A 17,745-nucleotide genomic window follows, 5' to 3' on the forward strand; every position below is an offset into this window, starting at 1 on the left:
TATTATTAATAGTTTTGGGCCTAGGCTAGAGAATTTAAATTTCAAAATCTAAGGTTACTTCATTAATTCGAAATAAAGCTTTTATTTATTAATTCAATTTTCATAAAATGGCCATTAAATTGATCATCATTAACTAAGTCCCGTTTTATGCGACGTTCACAAACTTTTATCTTTATCCATGGTGCCTGGCATGCTTCTTGGTGTTGGAGGCCTATTGCAAAAGAGCTCTTCTCCAAAGGGCATAAGGTATTGATGCCAGATTTGCCGGGTCATGGTATAAACAATCAACTAAGCAGCTCTATATATTTTAATCACTATGTGCAAAGTGTTGTTAGTTTGATTCGGCAACAACCCGAACGGGTCACTTTGGTTGGCCACAGTATGGCAGGTTTAGTCATTGCAGCGGTTGCTGAGATTATTCCTAATGCTATTCGTGAACTCATTTTTGTCGCAGCCTATGTTCCGCAAAACCATAAATCTCTGTTTTCATTGGCGCAAGAATCTGAATCAAATAATCTTACTCCTTTTTTGATCATTGATGAAACATTACAAGAAATTCGCCTTCAGTATTCCTCGAATTTAGTCAATATAATGTTTAACTGTTGTCGCCCGCAGGATGCCCAAAAAGCAATGGTTCGGCTACAACCTCAACCTTTACATCCGTTTACCGAACCAGTCCATGTTGGTGCACACTTTAATTGTATTCCGAAACGTTCTTTAGTTTGCCGAAATGATAAGGTTTTACTCCTCAGTGATCAGCTAAGGATGAGTAGAGAGGTTACCGATAATATTGTATATTTAGACGCCGATCATGCCGCTTATTATTCAGGCGTGCGCCCGATTATAGATGAATTATTAAAATAAGAGAAAGTCATTTATGCGTGAAAAAATCTTAAAAGATAATAATGTTGCAACCACTTCCCTATTAGCTAATTATTGGAAAAAAGAGGCTAAATCTAAAGAAAATTGGCCGGCATTAACCCAAAAACAAGGCACAAGAGAAAACGATTTATTTAAAGATTCTCTGATGCAAAACTTCGTGAGCGAGCAAGTTAAAGAAGAAGCCGAACAACGGTTAGATAAAAGAATGTGGTTGCCGTTAGCTACCCGCACCCGTTTTTTTAGACGTACCGTATCCGATGCAGTCAAAAACAAAGAGGTTACGCAAATCATCATTTTAGGAAGCGGCTTTGATACCCTACCCGCTCGTAAAATCAAATATACTCAACAATTCGGTGCACGATTTTTTGAAATTGACCATCCGCAAATTTTAAAATGCAAGGAACAACTTTATTCCGAACAAAGTATTAATAAAAATGCCACGTATATTGGTTTAGACTATGTTAAGGGAGATTTAATCGCTGAGTTAGCAAACAATGATATTGAATTCACAAAGCCAACTTTAATTTTATGGGAAGGAAATACTTTTTATCTCGAAAAAGAAGAAGTAATACGAATTTTACGTGATTTATCAAGTAAATTTAGCCATTTAACCATTACCTTCGACTACATGCATACTCTGATGCAAACTGGCGCAAAACAATTAGACTCCACTGCGAAAGAACAATGCTTAGAAAAAACTTTAGATGAGTTTGCTAATAAAAAATCCCCTTTCAAGACATTTTTTGAGCCAGGTGAGATTGTGCTTCTATGTAAAAAACTTGGGATAGAATGCATTGATCATAAAACAGCAGCAGAGTTAGCTAAAGAATACAAAGTGGATGAAGAACCGTATTATACAGCAGAAACGTACTCCATGATAACCTTTCAGAACAAGTAAATCACCGCTTCCCAGTCAAGTAAAATTTTTTTTCGCGCGCACACTCCATCGTGCGCGAAAATTACCATTTTTTCTTCATAATTTACTTTCAATTTAAAACCCTTCTGAGGATTTGTTGATCAATATGATTTCTATATAAAGTATCTGTTCTCGTTTTGAATTTTTTGTTTTAATATGCAAAAAAATGTCCTTTCCTAAATCTTAGTAATCAAGGTGAAATTGTGCAGAAAAAAATTGAAATTTTAAATTCTATTAAGCCTGTATCAACGATCATAATCTCTTCTAAATCCAAGAAACTAATTTCTTTCGAGATTAGCCAGATAGCAACCGAACCTTTTGGAACCTATTTTTTAGATAGGGTTATGTCTCCAAAAGGACTCGCAACAGTTATTGGTGTATCTAATGGATATATATGGTTTTGGATTGATGGGGATAGCGGTCCAACTTATTGGGACAACATTTATGAAAACATATTCAGTTCTGATGGATTTAGTAAAAGCCAAGATACGAATTATCCTCCAGAAGTAAAAAACGCGTTAAATAAAGCGTTGGGATTTGATATCCCTTTTGAACGTATTTCTTCTCCTGATTTAATGACTTTACTAAAGGGAGCTGGCCAGTATACTACTGAATCTTTGACTAATTTCTTACAGACTTTCTTACAAGAAAAACCCGATGTGTTTATCAAGCAACTTGAGTTACTGATTCAAGAGTTCGAAAAGTTATCTATTTCTGATTTTGATGTCCTTGCAGAATTCGCTGAATTAGAAAGGGACCCTAAACCACAACTCCTTTCTTTTATACAAGGAACGCAAATCAACGAGATTACAAATGGGCAGGTAACTACTCTTAAAAAAATAGTTAACGAATTGCAAGCTGAGATTGAGATGCTTGAAAATAGCATGAAACTATTAAAGCCAGATGGCCAGACTTCTCTTCATAACATGCTCTCCACGTTAAAGCAAAATCTAGAACTAAGTCAAAAAGATTTAATCAAAGCGATTCAAAACTTAAATCCTGTAGACTCCAAAGTCACTCATCTAAAAAAAATTAGTCCTTATAAAAAATTTAATGTCCTTTTAAAGGCATTGATTGAGGCATATTATGGGTGTCAAATAACCCACCCCGATTCCTTGTCCCTTAAGTGTTATTTGAAAGGTGCGACCATACTGACACAATTTTTATATGATCAAGGGCACCAATTTTTTGATATTGAAGGAGATAAAGTTACCAACAATAACAATAAGCAAGAAAAGTCGGAATCATTAAGTCGTCTTGAACTAATGTACCTTTTCTTATTATTGAGTGGTAGTGGTGCAACCTCACCCACTCTACAAGCACGCGTGTACCTCAAAATTTTTGAAGCCCTTGGGATTACCCCTAATGATAATGAACACATGCCTGAAACATTTAATTTAATGCATTTTATTTCCAATAAGCCTGATGATTTTATAAAAATTTATCGATATTTTTTTCTCACAGAAGGCCCATGCAAACAAAAAGCGGAGGAACTCATAGGCAAGAAAAATTCGGTTTTTCTAAGTGAATTAGGTAAGTTAACTTGTCATTACGCAATGGCATTGAAAATCAAAGCGATGCGTCCTGATGCAAAACCTGGTGCCCGGCAGGAAGTTAGTTTTTATTTGAGACGAGGGGTTAATTATCTTTTGCAGGCGGTGAAACAAAGGATGCCTGAGGCAGTTGAAACTTTGGATGCACTATGTAGCCAAAATGATACGGATAAGCACATAGAAAATATGATTGAAGTAGCAAAGGAGCTTGCTTCTTATTATTCTAATACAGGAAACTTTAGTAAAGCGCACCATTATTTAGATATTGCTTCGGGTATACGAAATAAGGAAATTCAAGGGCTCCAAAAAGAATTGCAGGTACTGCAAGTCAAAACGATGATTTTAGAACACACTGGTGAAAAGCAAAAGGAAGCCATTGAGACACTCATGCAGCTGGTTCGCACAAATGATCGAGCGGCTTTTGATGTATTCGAAGAATTAATTATGAAGGTGCCTGCAGTCGCTTTAGCGGCGGTAGTCTATTGGCATGAGAAAGAGATAACTAAATTATCTCCTCTATTGTTGGAATTTGCGGCAATAGAAAATTCTAACCTTGTTGCATGGTATCAAAATCAGTATCAAGTAAAATGCAAAGGGAAAAAAAGTGACCTGTCTTCAGTCCTGTGTGCAGCAAAAGTGGGTTTTCCTCCTGCGATTGATGAACTCAATCAATTACTTATTAGTAGTCCTAGTTATGCAGAAGATAACAAACAAACTCTTCTACCCATTATTCGGAATTTTGAGATCTCACAATATATTGCCCCAGAGCATTTAACAACGCTTCTTCTACACTATCATTCCAAACAGGATTTATCGAAAGAAGCTTTGAATAAGTTCGTGGAATCCCTAGCTCATACGTTTTTTAAGAAATCAGAATCCTATTTTCACCTTCTTTTTCTTATACTTCGTGATTTAAGAACTTTAATTGGTTCTGACGAATTGATAGCTGTTTTATTCGCAATCAAGAGAACAGGATTATTGTCGCCAGAACACCATTCTTTACTAAGAACACTAGCCACTCTTTTCATTGAACGAGCAGCAACTGATGATAAGTCCTTGTTTCATTCCTTTACTTTAGAATTCCTTCCAAACTATCCTCAATTAGCTCAAGCACTCTACAATGATAGTGAAGCATGGGATATTTTAAAAAATAATGAGCAAATAGCCAGCCTTATTAAAGATGTCATCACAGACAAGAAAAATCCTAAAGAAGAAAGCAGCCTTATGAACTTCTCTATATTTAAGGGGAATAATAAAGAAGAACTAACTAAGACATCAAAAGAAGAGGTAGAGATAAGTAAGGAATCAGATTCTAAAGGAGTTCAAAAGAGGTTTGTTTGAAGACTGAAATGTTTTAGGACCACTATACAACTAGTTTTCTGTCTCATATTTTTACCGAGTTTGTCGGGGTCGTTGCCCGACAAACTATAGTAAATACAAGATTACTTTCTGATTGTTCTATGGTATTTTTTCTAAGAAATAGCTTGGGTCTACAGCCTAAATCTATGTGGGCTGTTTGAAATCCGATTACAAATTAATTAAAGATGGTCTGTAAAAAATACTCAGGAGAAATACATGTGGAGTAAGGATTTATTTATTGATATTCCTGCACGAGATAATGCACCCCCAACTCGTTTGCATATCAAGATAGTGAGTGAAAATGAAAACCATCTCGATAAAAAGCCCTACATTTTTATGCTGCCTGGTGGACCAGGTGCGAATCACTCTCATTACAAAGATTATGAATGTCTTGCCACCACTGGAACAATGGTTTTTATCGATCCTAGAGGATGTGGATTAAGCGATAAACACGACCCTTCCTTATATACTATGGAAAATTATATTCGGGATGTTGAAGAAATTCGTACCTATCTCAAGCTGGATAAAATCGTTTTATTGGGTAAATCTTATGGAGCAATGTGTGCATTAGGATATACACTTGCCTACCCCAGCCATGTTTCCAATCTGGTGCTGGCAGCAGGCTCTCCAAGTTTTAGAAACCTTGATACAGCACGCTTAAATGTCAAAAATAGAGGAAACTTAGAGCAACAAAAAGCCTGTGAACAGTTATGGGAAGGCAGTTTTAGCAGTGATGAAGAATTAGATAAATTTTTTGATATTATGGATTCTATGTATTCCTGGAAAAAAAGACACCATATCCCCGTGACTCGACCAGCTCCTGATTATATTTTTGCTCATGAACCTTTGAATCAAGGATTTGGAGGTTTTTTAAGGACATTTGATTATGAAGATCGCTTACATGAAATAGCCTGTAAAACACTCATCCTTGTGGGCGAAGAAGATTGGATTACCGACAAAAAACATTCCGAACTCATGGCAAGCAAGATCCCAGACAATCAATTTATTATATTTCCCCAAGCCGACCATTCAATGGAATCAGATGTTCCAGAAGCATTCTTTTCAAGTATAGAGTCCTTCCTAAAAAGCCAATTTGCAAAAAAAAACGTTCACCATTTTTTTCAGGAAAAGGAAATAACTGTGAAGGGAAAACCGAATCTTAATGAGCAGATTAAAAGTTTTGAATTTACTTAAAGCGAGTTGAGTTATTTTATTGAAGACTGGTTTTTTAAAAATGCTTGTTATTAACCTTGGAGTCTCCTCATCACGACTTCATGTCCGCTCCTTTCAGATATGGTTTCATGATGCGCTTTTTTGTAAAAAAAATTATTAGTTCCTAGTTTTTTTATCTCATCTTTAGTTAACTTTAAAGTCATGTCGGTTATTTTTGTCATCTCGGATTTTTTAATGAAATGATCAATTATCCAAGCAACAATACCTAATTCCCAAAAGCCAGGACGGTTATTTTCAATTTTTTTAGCATTATCTTGTAAAATGGCCAATGTTGCTTGAGGTGGTCTTAAAAAAGCTGTTTTAATGGCTGTAAGCATCATTGCTGTAGCATATTTACGCGCATCATAAGTTTTTAACAATCCTTTATGTTTCTCTGGTTCGTCAACAGGATTGTTATTTAAAAAGTTTAAATAGGCTTCAGTTTGCTGTTTTACCTCGTACAAAAAATCTTGATCCATCACCCAAGATAAAGCTTTGTTTGCATGGAACTCTTTCGGCTGAACCATCAGTATCGAAAGTTGATCCTCTACTTCTCTTTGATGTTTCCGCGTTTCTCGCCATAATCTTACTATTTCTTTATCGCCTTCTTTGGAAACAGCTTTTCGATCTAATTCTTCTATTTTAGCTCCTACTTCGTCGAGACGATCAAGTAGTATTTTTCCGGTTTCTCGTATTAGAACATTATTTTCATTTATTAAATGATTAACAGCGTATGCCCATGTCTTTTTGTACGTTGTTTCTTTTGCAACCAAAACACCCGGATCCATACCCATTTTTCCTTCAGTTATTCGTTCAGCTTCCTGAAGTCCATTTTGTTTTTTAAAAGCTTCAGTTATTTCATCCCTAACCAATTGACGGATATCTTTAGGTGATTTATTTCGATTACCTTCTTGTTCTCTTAACCATTCTTCATGACTTAATAGCTCTGCGGCAGATGCCATCATTTGAGTCAAATAATAGGTAACCTCTGACTCATTGGATGCCTGATTATATAATATTCCGAATTGGATAAGTGGTAAGTCGTTAATAGAAAGGTCTGTTTCCGCAAATAAATTTCTCAATAAAGGGGTCACATCATCCGCAAACAGAACCCTTTTACTTAATGACTGATATTTAGCATACATTAGTTTGCTTAAACCGATAGCTGCAAAGACGTAATCACCCTTTCTTAAAGCATCAATATAAGCTTGTGGTTCTCGTTTACCTTGCACATCAACCCTCTAAAAAAGCAATTTGGTTAAATTGAGATCATATCATGATTCTATAAAGTTGAGGAGAGGGGATAATTTAATTGGGAGGAATCTAATGGCAAAACAGTGGATTCCTCAAAATCTTAAATATTTTGGATATCAATGCTCAAAAAAATGCGCTCGTTGGGGTCGCTTACAATGACTTACATCTTCTATGGCATCAGATCATTTAATGGTTTTACTATTTCTTCTTCTATAGTAGTGGAGCGATGCGAACTAAAAAAGCGCATGCCAAGCAAAATACCAGGAACCACTAAAAGTGTGGAAGCAACAAAAACCAGCAATCCCTTCATAACATCTTTGGGGATCGTACTATGAGGCCTTGTTAAAGTAGCCCGGTGGTCATTAATGATTTTATGAAATGCAGTGAATCTATCGCTTACACTTAAGTTCTCATCATTCAAGATTTTTTGCGCTAATTCAAGAACTCTCTTTTTCTCCCTCGCATGGGAATTGTTAAATATTTTTGAGATGGAATCCAAACGTTCAATTTGAGCTGCACAGCGGCGAGGAAACTCTCTTCGTAATTGCTCTTTTTCTTCTTCCTTTCGGGAATCCATAGTCTGAACTACCGGGTTTTTAATAGCTGGAATGGATTTGAAAAGAGGTGTCTGAATATTGACACCGTAAGGAACCTTTACTATTCGCGTCAAATTACTCCCAAATTCTATGGACTCCTCGGAAGACGCAACTCCATCAAATTGTACTTTTATTTTATCCAATTTTTTGTCCGTACTTACAAGAGCCGTTGTAGCTCCTGTAAGCTGGGGTACACCACTAAATTCTTCTGATGAATAGCAGTGATATTCTCCCATTAAAGCGAACCATTTCCCAGGATGCTCTTGGGTTTCTTTCTCTATAATTTTGGCGGCAGTATAATTCATACTTCTTTCGCGAAACGAATCCTTATTTACAGTTGTTGGACCGCCATAAGCATATTTTTTATGCCGCTCATTATACTGTTCCGAATAAGTATACTCCGTATCAATTCCTACCACACGGATTCCACAACGTTTGGCCGCCTTGACCAGTTGTAAAAAATGATTCTTTTCCAAATAAGTACATTGTCGGCAATGGCAAGATTCATCATGAATATCTCTTACTTCCAGAGGGTAGGAAAAATCATCATTTAAACGTTCGATACGAGCTTCAGTTCGCTGATATTTTTCTGAGTTACAGAACCAGTCCGGATCGTACTCATCAAGCTCTTGCTGATCATCGTAATATAGATGTTCCAGGAATAAAGTAGTATAACCTGCTGCCTTTAGAATGCGCATATTTTCAATTAAAAAATTCTTAGGAGCGCGATCATGGTGGGTTTCGCCTACAATAAAGTTCGTCTTTAACAAATCAGGAAGCGAGGCTACTCGCGGTGGATTTCTTTCTGTGGAAGCAGCAAAAAACTTCTCTAATTTTTCCGCAAAAGAACGAGAGTTATAATTTTCTGTTATTTCTCGCACAAATTTTTTGTATTTGTTGTCTTTTGTTTTATCCAAGGAGGGCGCAACATATTCGCATGGGCTATACACAATAATTCCTCTTTTTAATCCTTACTAATTAATCTTAATAAATTTATCCCAGCACCCGCTTCGGAGTATCTAAACTCACAGGTTTTACAGGATTCCTAGACTCTGCATTACCTAAGAAAAAAGAAAAATTATTTAATTTATTTTCTTTTGCTTTAGTGAGTCTAAACTGATGTGAATCTTGAAAGTAAGATAGAAGTTTTAATCCAAAGTTTACAGTAGGATGCTCGCCTAGAACTTGATTGTATAAGACCTGAGAGTCTTTGCCCTCTTGGGGAGATAACTGTTGTAATAATTCATTCGAATGATTTTTATTGATTTCACCCCATTTTTTCAGAATTGCAGATCCATTTTGAAAAATATAATTATTAGTAAAAAGCGGATTGTTTGAAGTCTGCTCATTTAAAAAGAGATTCGCCACTAGAAATAGCGCGAGTACTCTTGTTTCTTTATAATTGGATGCTTCCGCAGAAAAAACACTAGGTATTAACAATTTAATGGGTACGAATACAGGATCAATATTTGCAATTACAAACAATAAATTCCAGCTATTGTATAAATTCATCCATTCCTTATCGATATGAAACTGGGATACTTTTTTTACTGAGTTATCTACTTTCAGTTCGGGTATCAGTGAATAGCTTAAATCTGATGCAATCGTAGTTCCTTGAGGTAAGGTGGTTTCAGCAAGTTTAAAAGAAGTTGTGTATTCTTTTTCTTCCATTAAACCAATTAGTCCTAAACCTGCTTGGGCATTCAACATACCACTGGTATTTTTGTTGTGGCCTGTAGCGTCTTCCCATACTGCTTCTAAAATATTAACAGCCATTGCGGGGAGTGTGCTGGTTGATGCAACATCCAAATTAGCAAGTTCGATATCGGCATTCCATCCAGACAAATGCTTTTGATTTACAAAATCCTGGAGATCTTCGGGAGTTTCAGGATTGGTTTCCATCAGTCGATGAAATATGATACTTGTTACACCAGGATCTATCGAAATCAGTTTTAAACGTTCGAATAAAGTTGCCCGTGAAGGGATTCCAATTAATAGGTTGTAAAAAGGATTACCTGTAGGCCCGCTTCCCCTCTGCTTCATCATATGGTTATACATGTCATGAGCAAAATCGTTACTATTAGCCATAGTAATGGTGATCGCTTCTAAAAGGCATAGTAAATTGATCTGTAACTGGATCGTCGAAGCCGCGTTTTGGAGTTCTGCATCATTGATTAATTCATGTTTTTCGATATAGGCCAGTAATCTACATACGGACTCGTTATTTAAAATACCTTCTTTGATTTTTGAAATCAGGGGATTCAAATCAATTACTCGTTTTTTAATTGTTTGAATAAAAAATTTATATTCTTCATTGGTCGTGGTCAGTTCATTTAGACCAAGTGCAGAGAATATTTGTTTCATAATTTGCGGATTTGATTGAGGGGTAATAAATTGTTCCACTCGAGTAAGAAAGTTTTGCGCCGCTGTCCGATTTCTCATATCCAAATCCTAATTCATTACCAAATGTTCTTATTTTAAACAATGTGTAATTTTTTGAGAACGTCCTCATTTGGAAAGTGATAATTTCCAAATGAGTGGATAGTGCAAATAAGGACTCTTTGTTTTTTTGACTGTTTCACTAAAATTCTCGTGCATGTTTTAGTCTTGATTTGGGCTCACATTCCGTATTTCTCTGTTCCATCTTTCATAAAGTTTTTTCAGCTAACTCGTTTGAGCCTTGGGTGATCATCATCACAAGGTCCCCTCTCAGAGCTTTATAACGAACGAAAGGCACTCTCGTTTATTTTTATAGTTGGTAACCTGGAAATTTCTGTTTACAATTAATTATTTATGCTCGCAGAGCTGAAGTTGCTTGCATCAACTATAAGGACATGGAAATTCAGATGAAGAATAATTTAACCCCACTGAGTTTACTTTGGATTTCTATTACCAGCATGGTAGGTTCTGGATGGTTGTTTGGTTCTTTATATTCAGCTCATTTTGCTGGCCCGGCTGCCATTATAGCTTGGCCAATTGCAGGGTTTTTACTTTTATTTGTGGCCTTATCCTATGCTGAGTTAGGAACGATGTTTCCGCAGTCCGATAGCTTGGCCTGCTTGTCTTTATATACTCATGGGCGTTTAACAAGTGCGCTCGTGAACAGCATGACCTGGTTTTCGTTAGCCATCCTGCCGGTAATTGAAACCCAAGGAGTCATTCAATACGCCAGTAATTATATCCCAGGTCTAGTAATGCAGCATGGGGTTAATTATAAAAATACTCCCTTAGGCTATCTACTGTCCTTAATAGTATTAATGAGTTTTGTTTTGTTCAATTATTTTGGAATTGGTTTATTTGCCCGCATTAATGCAGCATTTACGGTCTGGAAGATAATAATCCCCGTACTCACCATCGCAAGCTTAGTAACCATGAGTTATCACCCAGGTAATTTTTTTCAATATGGTGGTTTCATGCCTTACGGTTGGCAGGGGATTATGGCTGCGATGTCAAGTGGTGGTGTACTTTTCTCTTTATTGGGATTTAGGCAAGTGGTGATCATGATGGGCGAGCTTGAGAAACCAGGCCAATACATTCCGTTGATTTTGTGTGGTTCATTGTTATTTACAACGTTACTTTACACAGGCTTACAATGGGCTTTTATAGGCAGTGTTAGTGGTCCTTCACTTGCAAAGGGCTGGATGAATTTATCGTTTATAGGAGACGCAGGACCATTCGCGGCTCTGGCTGCTCTAGCCGGCATAGTATGGTTGAGTATTTTATTGTACGTTGATGCGTTCATATCACCTTATTCGACTGGCCTGGTGTATTCAACGACAGCAGCTCATATGTTAAGCAGTATGAGCTCGGTTGTGCATACACCTCAACTCCTTGCCAAACGCAATAAGTACCAAGTACCGTGGGTGAGTTTAGGCGTGAACTTTGTTCTTGCTGCGATAATGTCACTTGTATTACATGGATGGCAGGAAATGTCCGCTTTTCTTGTGGCGGTATTAATGGTTAGTTATTCCATCGGGCCTATCGCACTTATTTGTTTACGTAAACAATTACCAAACTATAAACGACCTTTTCAATTACCGAGTTGCAACCTTATTGCTTTTATGGGGTTTTATGTTTGCACAGTTGGTGTTTATTGGGCCGGGTTCAACAGCGTGCGAAAACTATTGGTAATCACGCTCCTGGGCTTAGGATGGACCGTTTTTTATTGTTTTATAAAAAAGAAAGAGAACCGTGAATTGGATGTTAAACAAGGCCTGTGGTTTATATTGTATCTTGTTGGTCTAGGTATTTTCTCTTATCTTGGTAATTACGGGGGCAAACATATTATCCCTCCGTATTGGGATTTAGTTTATTTATTACTCTTTAGCCTGCTGGTGTTTGGTTTTGCTATATTAACCCGAAAACCTAGTCTTTATACTCAAAACTTAGTTATTGAAAATGATTCCACCAAGAAAGTAATGGCTCATTAGTGGTTGAGTCGCTTGACTCAACCACTATTGTCAAAATTCTAACGTTGGTCAAAACAACCTATTCTAATTTAAAATTAAAATGCAAAATTTCCATTGTGGCCATTGCTTTCATGGGGATTTGTGATGGAGCTTTTCTTCTCACTGGAGGCATTAGAAGTCAAGCCGACAAAATGTTTGCATTGTTTTTGAAAAAAGTCGGTTCGAGAAAGGTAAAATTGATTAAAAAAGCTTGTAGCGTTTAATTTTCCTACTAAATTTTGAAATTCACTTGCTTGATTTTTTGCTACGGATTGATTATCTGAAATAACAAAACTTAACTCCACCCTCGCTTCATCGCGATTAAAATCCACTTTCACATGAGTTAAGCCTGTTGGAGTGTCAAAAAATTCCACATCTTGTACTACTGCGCGAAAAATCTTTGAACCACTGTCAAATTCAACATAAGCGTTTTCATCTCCAGGACAATTATTTTTTATTGTTTTTGGCATATTATTTCTCTTGTTTACGTTAAAAAAGAAATGCTTATACATAAATCTTTAAATAAATACAAACCTATTTTACTCTAACGAGCATCATCTATCTCTTACCCTCCATAAATTTAAGGCATTCCTGCGCAGCCGGAATCCGTAGCTCAAATAGGAAATTAATTGGAGGGACGTATTCCCGCCTAAGCGGGAATGACACTCAAGAAAACCATGACTATAGAGAGCAATGAATGGAACAATGGGCTCTATAGAAATAAGGATTTATAAACAGAGCATTTGCCATTACTTTCTCAAAAGGTACATTAAAGAGCAGGTGAACTAAAGCCTTAAGGCTTTTGCCAAATTGGGGCTCCAGTATGTCGGTTTAGGCAGGTAATATAAGTTTTTGTTCCTTTACGATCTTTAGAAAAAACAAAAACGTAATCTCCTGCAATTTGCCATGATAATATTTTAGCGTGGAAAGGGACATTCCATAAACGGACTCCAGCATAGGTATAGGCAGTAACATGATCTTGACTATCAAACGTTGAAATAACCATCACAGAATCAGGCGTAAGCTTCATTCGCTCTTGTTGAAAATCATAATCTTCCGTCGGAACAGCCGCAGCATGAGTAATTAGGGCAGTAGAAAATAAAAAGCTTAGCAATATCATTCGAAACAATTTCATATTAAACCTCAAGAATAAAAATAAAGAAATACGCTTTGTGACCCACTTTTTCATGGATGCGTATAGGATCCTTCGATTCAAATCGTGTTACGTAAGAATCCCAGCGGAAAATACAATTATTCTACGTTTTTGTAAACTTGAGATTTCTGATTATTACGTCCTTCTTTATAATTTATGAAGATAAAACCATTCGCTGGAGCGACTGTTTGAATAAAAAACAGGTGAAAGTACGAAGCGTATATCCTCACCAGTTGACTGGGCACACAATAAACTTTATATGCCTCTACTAATCCTAGATCCCCCATGTACTGAATTCATAAGTGCTTCAACAGTAGGGATATTTTTGGTTAAAGTTGGATTAATAAAACAAATAGGATTAGGCATAGCTTTTACACAATAAATATAAAAATAGTTACGGGGGCAAAATTATATCATATTGATATCTTTAATCATTTTCAGAAGCAATAGGAGCTTCCCCTCGCTGAGTTATTAGATGTGAATTTACAAAACAATCATATAGGTCTATACACTTAGAAAGAATTAAATTTTAAATTAAATTAAATTAAATTAAATTAAATTAAATTAAATATGAATATCTTATCGTGTTTGAAAGGCTTTATTGCAACAGTTGACTGTAAAAGTTTTTCAAAAGCCGCTCAGAAATTATATATATCTCCCTCTAAATTGAGTAAGCAAATAACTTGGTTGGAGGAGGAATTAAAAGTTACCCTCTTGATTCGTTCTACAACACGCTTAGTTGTCACTGAATCGGGGCATCAGCTGTATGAAAAGGCATTGAAACTTTTCGAGCAGTTAGAGTTAGTAAAGGGAATTGCGACATCGGATCAGGTCGAACTAATCGGCACAATTAAACTCTATCTTACCGTTACCCCGGCCATTCCCTATTTAACCTCATTATCTATTGAATTCATGCGACAATTTCCTAAGATTGAGCTAGATGTTATTGTAGGCTCTGATATAAAAGAACTTTATTCCTCTACATTTGATCTAGCTATTTCATTCGAAGATCTGAAGCATTCTAAACTGGTTTGCAAAAAATTATTTTCGATCCAACGGAGTGTCTTTGCCGCACCGGGTTATCTTGCGCAACATGGAACACCTCAAACGATCGATGACTTACCAAAGCATAATTGTTTGATTAATTCGCTTTATGGTCTTCAAAATAAATGGGTTTTTAATAAAAAAATTATTCCTGTCTCCGGAAATTTTAAAAGCAATAATGCAGCCGTTTTAAAACAGGCGGCCGTTGCAGATGTAGGGCTTCTATGGGCCCCTTATTTTTCAGTTTATGAAGAAATAAAAAATGAAACCTTAATCCCAGTGTTACCTCACGAATCGTCTCCCGATATTAATCTTTACGCAATTTTTCCCAAGTCCCTGGCGGATGAACAAAAAGTTAATTTACTTTTGAATTTTTTTTGTGAAAAAGCTTTATCAGAAAAAATTGCAACCTCTTTTATTGATGGAGCTAGCTAAAATAAATTCAGAAATAACTGATGCAATGACCGAGGTGCGCTAAGTCCGGGCTTTAACAGCCCAGACTCGGGTTGCGAGCATTTAAATTAAAATTAAGGATTTAAAAGGGGCAGTACCATCACTTCTGCCCAAGCCATTCAAATAAACTCACCAGACACTCATAAAAACGTAAAAAATTGATAGGTAATTTGCTTTGGGTAATTGCATTTCTTTGACAGAGAGATTAGTAAAACAAACTATTTTCCAGTATAAGTATATTTTAATCATGTTAAGATTTTTCTTTAATGGGCATTATGATCAAACGTGTTTTAACCAGTTGAGGAAGCTCTTTTAATGGCGATGCGTGACGGATTGCAGAATGGAACTATTTAGATCCTTTTATTACACGGAGTTACCGATGAAACAAAATGTCTCCCATTTGCCAAGGGAACTGAGCCACATGGTTTCATGGTCCCTTACTCGGTTGGGAAAATCCATTGCAGAAGTTTATGGGAAGGAGACCTATGAACAAATTGAACAAATTCGACTGTCCATGCAAGATACGATTGGCAGTGGAACCGGTGCACTAAGAAAGGCACTTCACAGTCTGCAAATGGAGCTTTCCAAGCTAAAAGGAAAGCAGCTTTATCAAATTGCACATGGGTTTTCCCTCATGATGGAGCTCATCAATGCTTGTGAGAGTGCCTACCGGATTTTTCGTATTAATCAAAGAAAGGAAAAAGTCTTTTCTGAGAAGCCTCAAGGTATTCATTATGTCTTAACTGCACATCCCACAGAAGCGCGAACTAATGAATTTTTAAAACTGTTTAAAGCAATTAGGGATTATCTGGTTGAAGTACTTAAATCCCCCTATCTAATGAATGAGACTCATTTAGATCAAATGCTTAAAATCTCACTGCAAATTAATATTTCCTATCACGAAAAACCAAGCGTAGAAGACGAGGCGCGCTATATCTATCAATACGCTCTTAATCCTCTTAATGTTGAACTGTATCATTCCTTTTTAACTCAAGGCATTCCTATCCAATTACGTACTTGGGTAGGCGGGGATAAAGATGGACACTCTGGTGTTAATGAAAAAATCATGGTTAGGAGTCTCGAACTTTCTCGCTCTTTTTTTATAACCTACATTCAAGAATCTCTGCAAGAAGTACTAGAAATTGTCAAACTCTCCACCGCTTTAGACAAAGACAAAACTTTGACAAATCAAATCAAACAGAGTGCTCAAAAAGCGCAGGAACTCAGGAAAATAAAACCACGGGATCACGAAAAAGTATCTGTATTCAAAGAAGAATTAGCTTCGTTACAAAAAAATACTTTACAATTTTTGAATTTCAAACCCGAACAATTTTCCATTATTTTCAGTATTTTTCAACTTTATCCCGGACTGGTTATACCCCTAGAACTCAGGGAAGATTCAGGGGTTGTAAAAGAAAGTTTAACCTGTATAAAAAAAACCACGATTATCAAGATGCTGGAGCAGGTTTACTCGATTACCCAAGGGGCAGAGCCCAAAAATTACATCCGCGGTTTTATTCTCAGCATGGTTGAATCTGCTGAAGATATAAAAAATGGCATTAACCTAGTGAAACATGTTTTTAAAAGTTACGCCTTACCTGTCGTCCCCTTGTTTGAAAACCAACTTGCGCTGACCAGCGCTGATACAATCTTAAATCACTCGATTACTGAAGATATTAGACAGAAGCATCTTCAACAGTGGGGTGGAAATTATGAAGTCATGCTGGGCTATTCAGACTCGTCAAAAGAAAATGGCGTTTTACCTTCCCGGGTTATGATTGCTAAAAGTTTAAAAAGTATTCAGTCTACCCTAGAAAGAAAAAACCTTAAGCCTATTTTTTTTCATGGATCGGGCGGCAGTATTGAGCGAGGAGGCGGGGATATCAAAGAACAAACGGCCTCCTGGTCTAAAGAAATGATGACTCATTATAAAGTGACGATACAAGGAGAGATGGTTGCAAGACTCTTTGGTTCGAGTTCCATACTCAAAAGTCAGGTTGACAAATTTATTGATATCTATTCACAAAAAGAAAACAACATAGATAAGGGTTATCCCGAGGAGTTGGTGGTATTTTCGAACAAAGTCAGTCAGAAATATAAAGACCTGATTCAAAGCGAATGGTTTTGGCCCACAATTGAACAGGCCTCTCCATATCATTTTTTGACTGAGTTGAAAATTGGTTCACGGCCAACCAGACGTAAATCAGGACCCGATCAAAGAAAGCTTCGAGCCATCCCTTGGATTTTATGTTGGACTCAAACGCGACTTCTTTTCCCAACGTGGTGGGGTCTTGGCTCAACCTGGCTAGAGCTTAATAACCTTGAAAAAAATAAGCTTAAGGTGCTTTATACAGAAAACTCTCTTTTCGCTGCTTTTATAAAACAATTAGGCGTAACCCTTTCCAAAGTATACCTCCCAATCTGGGAACAGTACTTATGTCAATTAACTGGCTCTAATAAATATCTCAAACCATTTCAATCAGAACTGGAATCAACCGTTCAATTCTTCCAGCAAATAACTGGTGAAACTGATTTTTGTTTTCATCAACCCTGGCTTGGGGAAAGTATTCAATTAAGATCAACCTTGGTTCATCCTTTGAACCTTATCCAGATTGAGGCGATGAAAAGAAATGATTTACCTCTTTTAAGAAAAACAGTCACAGGTATATCTTGTGGCATGTTGACAACGGGATGAACTTTTAACTACAAACCGCCCCTATCTGCAAAGTTCAACACCCGTGATTGCTACTTGATCTAGATGAGGTATAAACCGACATACCGCGAATGAAGCGTGTTATGTAGAGGGATAACCGCTGGCCCGATGAGAGGAGTTTAGACACAAAATATTGATCATAGCGTTTGCTATAAAACACAT

Annotated in this window: 12 protein-coding genes; 7 read left to right on the top strand and 5 right to left on the bottom strand. The window is 36.7% G+C overall.

What is annotated here, in order from left to right; translation table 11 throughout:
* Positions 1 to 147: 147 nt before the first annotated feature.
* The 4 genes from ACWTE2_RS29215 (at position 148) to ACWTE2_RS29230 (ending at position 5,904) form a co-directional block, all read left to right on the top strand.
* A complete protein-coding gene (locus ACWTE2_RS29215; RefSeq protein ID WP_454785499.1) occupies positions 148 to 864 on the top strand; it encodes an alpha/beta fold hydrolase in 717 nt (238 codons plus the stop codon).
* Positions 865 to 877: 13 nt separating this feature from the next.
* A complete protein-coding gene (locus ACWTE2_RS29220) occupies positions 878 to 1,780 on the top strand; it encodes a class I SAM-dependent methyltransferase (protein ID WP_454785500.1) in 903 nt (300 codons plus the stop codon).
* Between the two features lie 221 nt (positions 1,781 to 2,001).
* Positions 2,002 to 4,692, top strand: a complete 2,691-nt coding sequence (locus tag ACWTE2_RS29225; protein ID WP_454785501.1) for a hypothetical protein — start codon at positions 2,002 to 2,004, stop codon at positions 4,690 to 4,692.
* 234 nt (positions 4,693 to 4,926) lie between these two features.
* Complete coding sequence (locus tag ACWTE2_RS29230) at positions 4,927 to 5,904, top strand: alpha/beta fold hydrolase (protein ID WP_454785502.1); 978 nt, start codon at positions 4,927 to 4,929, stop codon at positions 5,902 to 5,904.
* A gap of 50 nt (positions 5,905 to 5,954) precedes the next feature.
* On the opposite strand, the gene ACWTE2_RS29235 is transcribed toward ACWTE2_RS29230, so the two are convergent.
* The 3 genes from ACWTE2_RS29235 to ACWTE2_RS29245 form a co-directional block, all read right to left on the bottom strand.
* Positions 5,955 to 7,154: a hypothetical protein gene (locus tag ACWTE2_RS29235; protein WP_454785503.1), complete on the bottom strand. Its 1,200-nt coding sequence runs from the start codon at positions 7,152 to 7,154 to the stop codon at positions 5,955 to 5,957.
* Positions 7,155 to 7,345: 191 nt separating this feature from the next.
* Complete coding sequence (locus tag ACWTE2_RS29240; protein WP_454785504.1) at positions 7,346 to 8,722, bottom strand: membrane-targeted effector domain-containing toxin; 1,377 nt, start codon at positions 8,720 to 8,722, stop codon at positions 7,346 to 7,348.
* Between the two features lie 43 nt (positions 8,723 to 8,765).
* Positions 8,766 to 10,214: a symporter gene (locus ACWTE2_RS29245; RefSeq protein WP_454785505.1), complete on the bottom strand. Its 1,449-nt coding sequence runs from the start codon at positions 10,212 to 10,214 to the stop codon at positions 8,766 to 8,768.
* Positions 10,215 to 10,618: 404 nt separating this feature from the next.
* Here ACWTE2_RS29245 and ACWTE2_RS29250 point away from each other — a divergent pair, with 404 nt between their 5' ends.
* Positions 10,619 to 12,202 (top strand): APC family permease, encoded by a 1,584-nt coding sequence (locus ACWTE2_RS29250; RefSeq protein ID WP_454785506.1) that lies wholly within the window; start codon positions 10,619 to 10,621, stop codon positions 12,200 to 12,202.
* A gap of 74 nt (positions 12,203 to 12,276) precedes the next feature.
* On the opposite strand, the gene ACWTE2_RS29255 is transcribed toward ACWTE2_RS29250, so the two are convergent.
* Together ACWTE2_RS29255 and ACWTE2_RS29260 are read right to left on the bottom strand one after the other, a co-directional pair.
* Positions 12,277 to 12,690, bottom strand: coding sequence for a hypothetical protein (locus ACWTE2_RS29255; protein WP_454785507.1), 414 nt, complete (start codon positions 12,688 to 12,690; stop codon positions 12,277 to 12,279).
* A 323-nt stretch (positions 12,691 to 13,013) separates the two neighbouring features.
* A complete protein-coding gene (locus ACWTE2_RS29260) occupies positions 13,014 to 13,355 on the bottom strand; it encodes a hypothetical protein (RefSeq protein ID WP_454785508.1) in 342 nt (113 codons plus the stop codon).
* Positions 13,356 to 13,943: 588 nt separating this feature from the next.
* Between ACWTE2_RS29260 and ACWTE2_RS29265 the strand changes: the two genes are divergently transcribed.
* Positions 13,944 to 14,852, top strand: a complete 909-nt coding sequence (locus ACWTE2_RS29265) for a LysR family transcriptional regulator (protein WP_454785509.1) — start codon at positions 13,944 to 13,946, stop codon at positions 14,850 to 14,852.
* A 397-nt stretch (positions 14,853 to 15,249) separates the two neighbouring features.
* Positions 15,250 to 17,565 (top strand): phosphoenolpyruvate carboxylase, encoded by a 2,316-nt coding sequence (locus tag ACWTE2_RS29270; RefSeq protein ID WP_454785510.1) that lies wholly within the window; start codon positions 15,250 to 15,252, stop codon positions 17,563 to 17,565.
* The last annotated feature ends 180 nt before the right edge of the window (positions 17,566 to 17,745 follow it).

It is taken from the genome of Legionella nigrisilvae, from assembly GCF_977063395.2.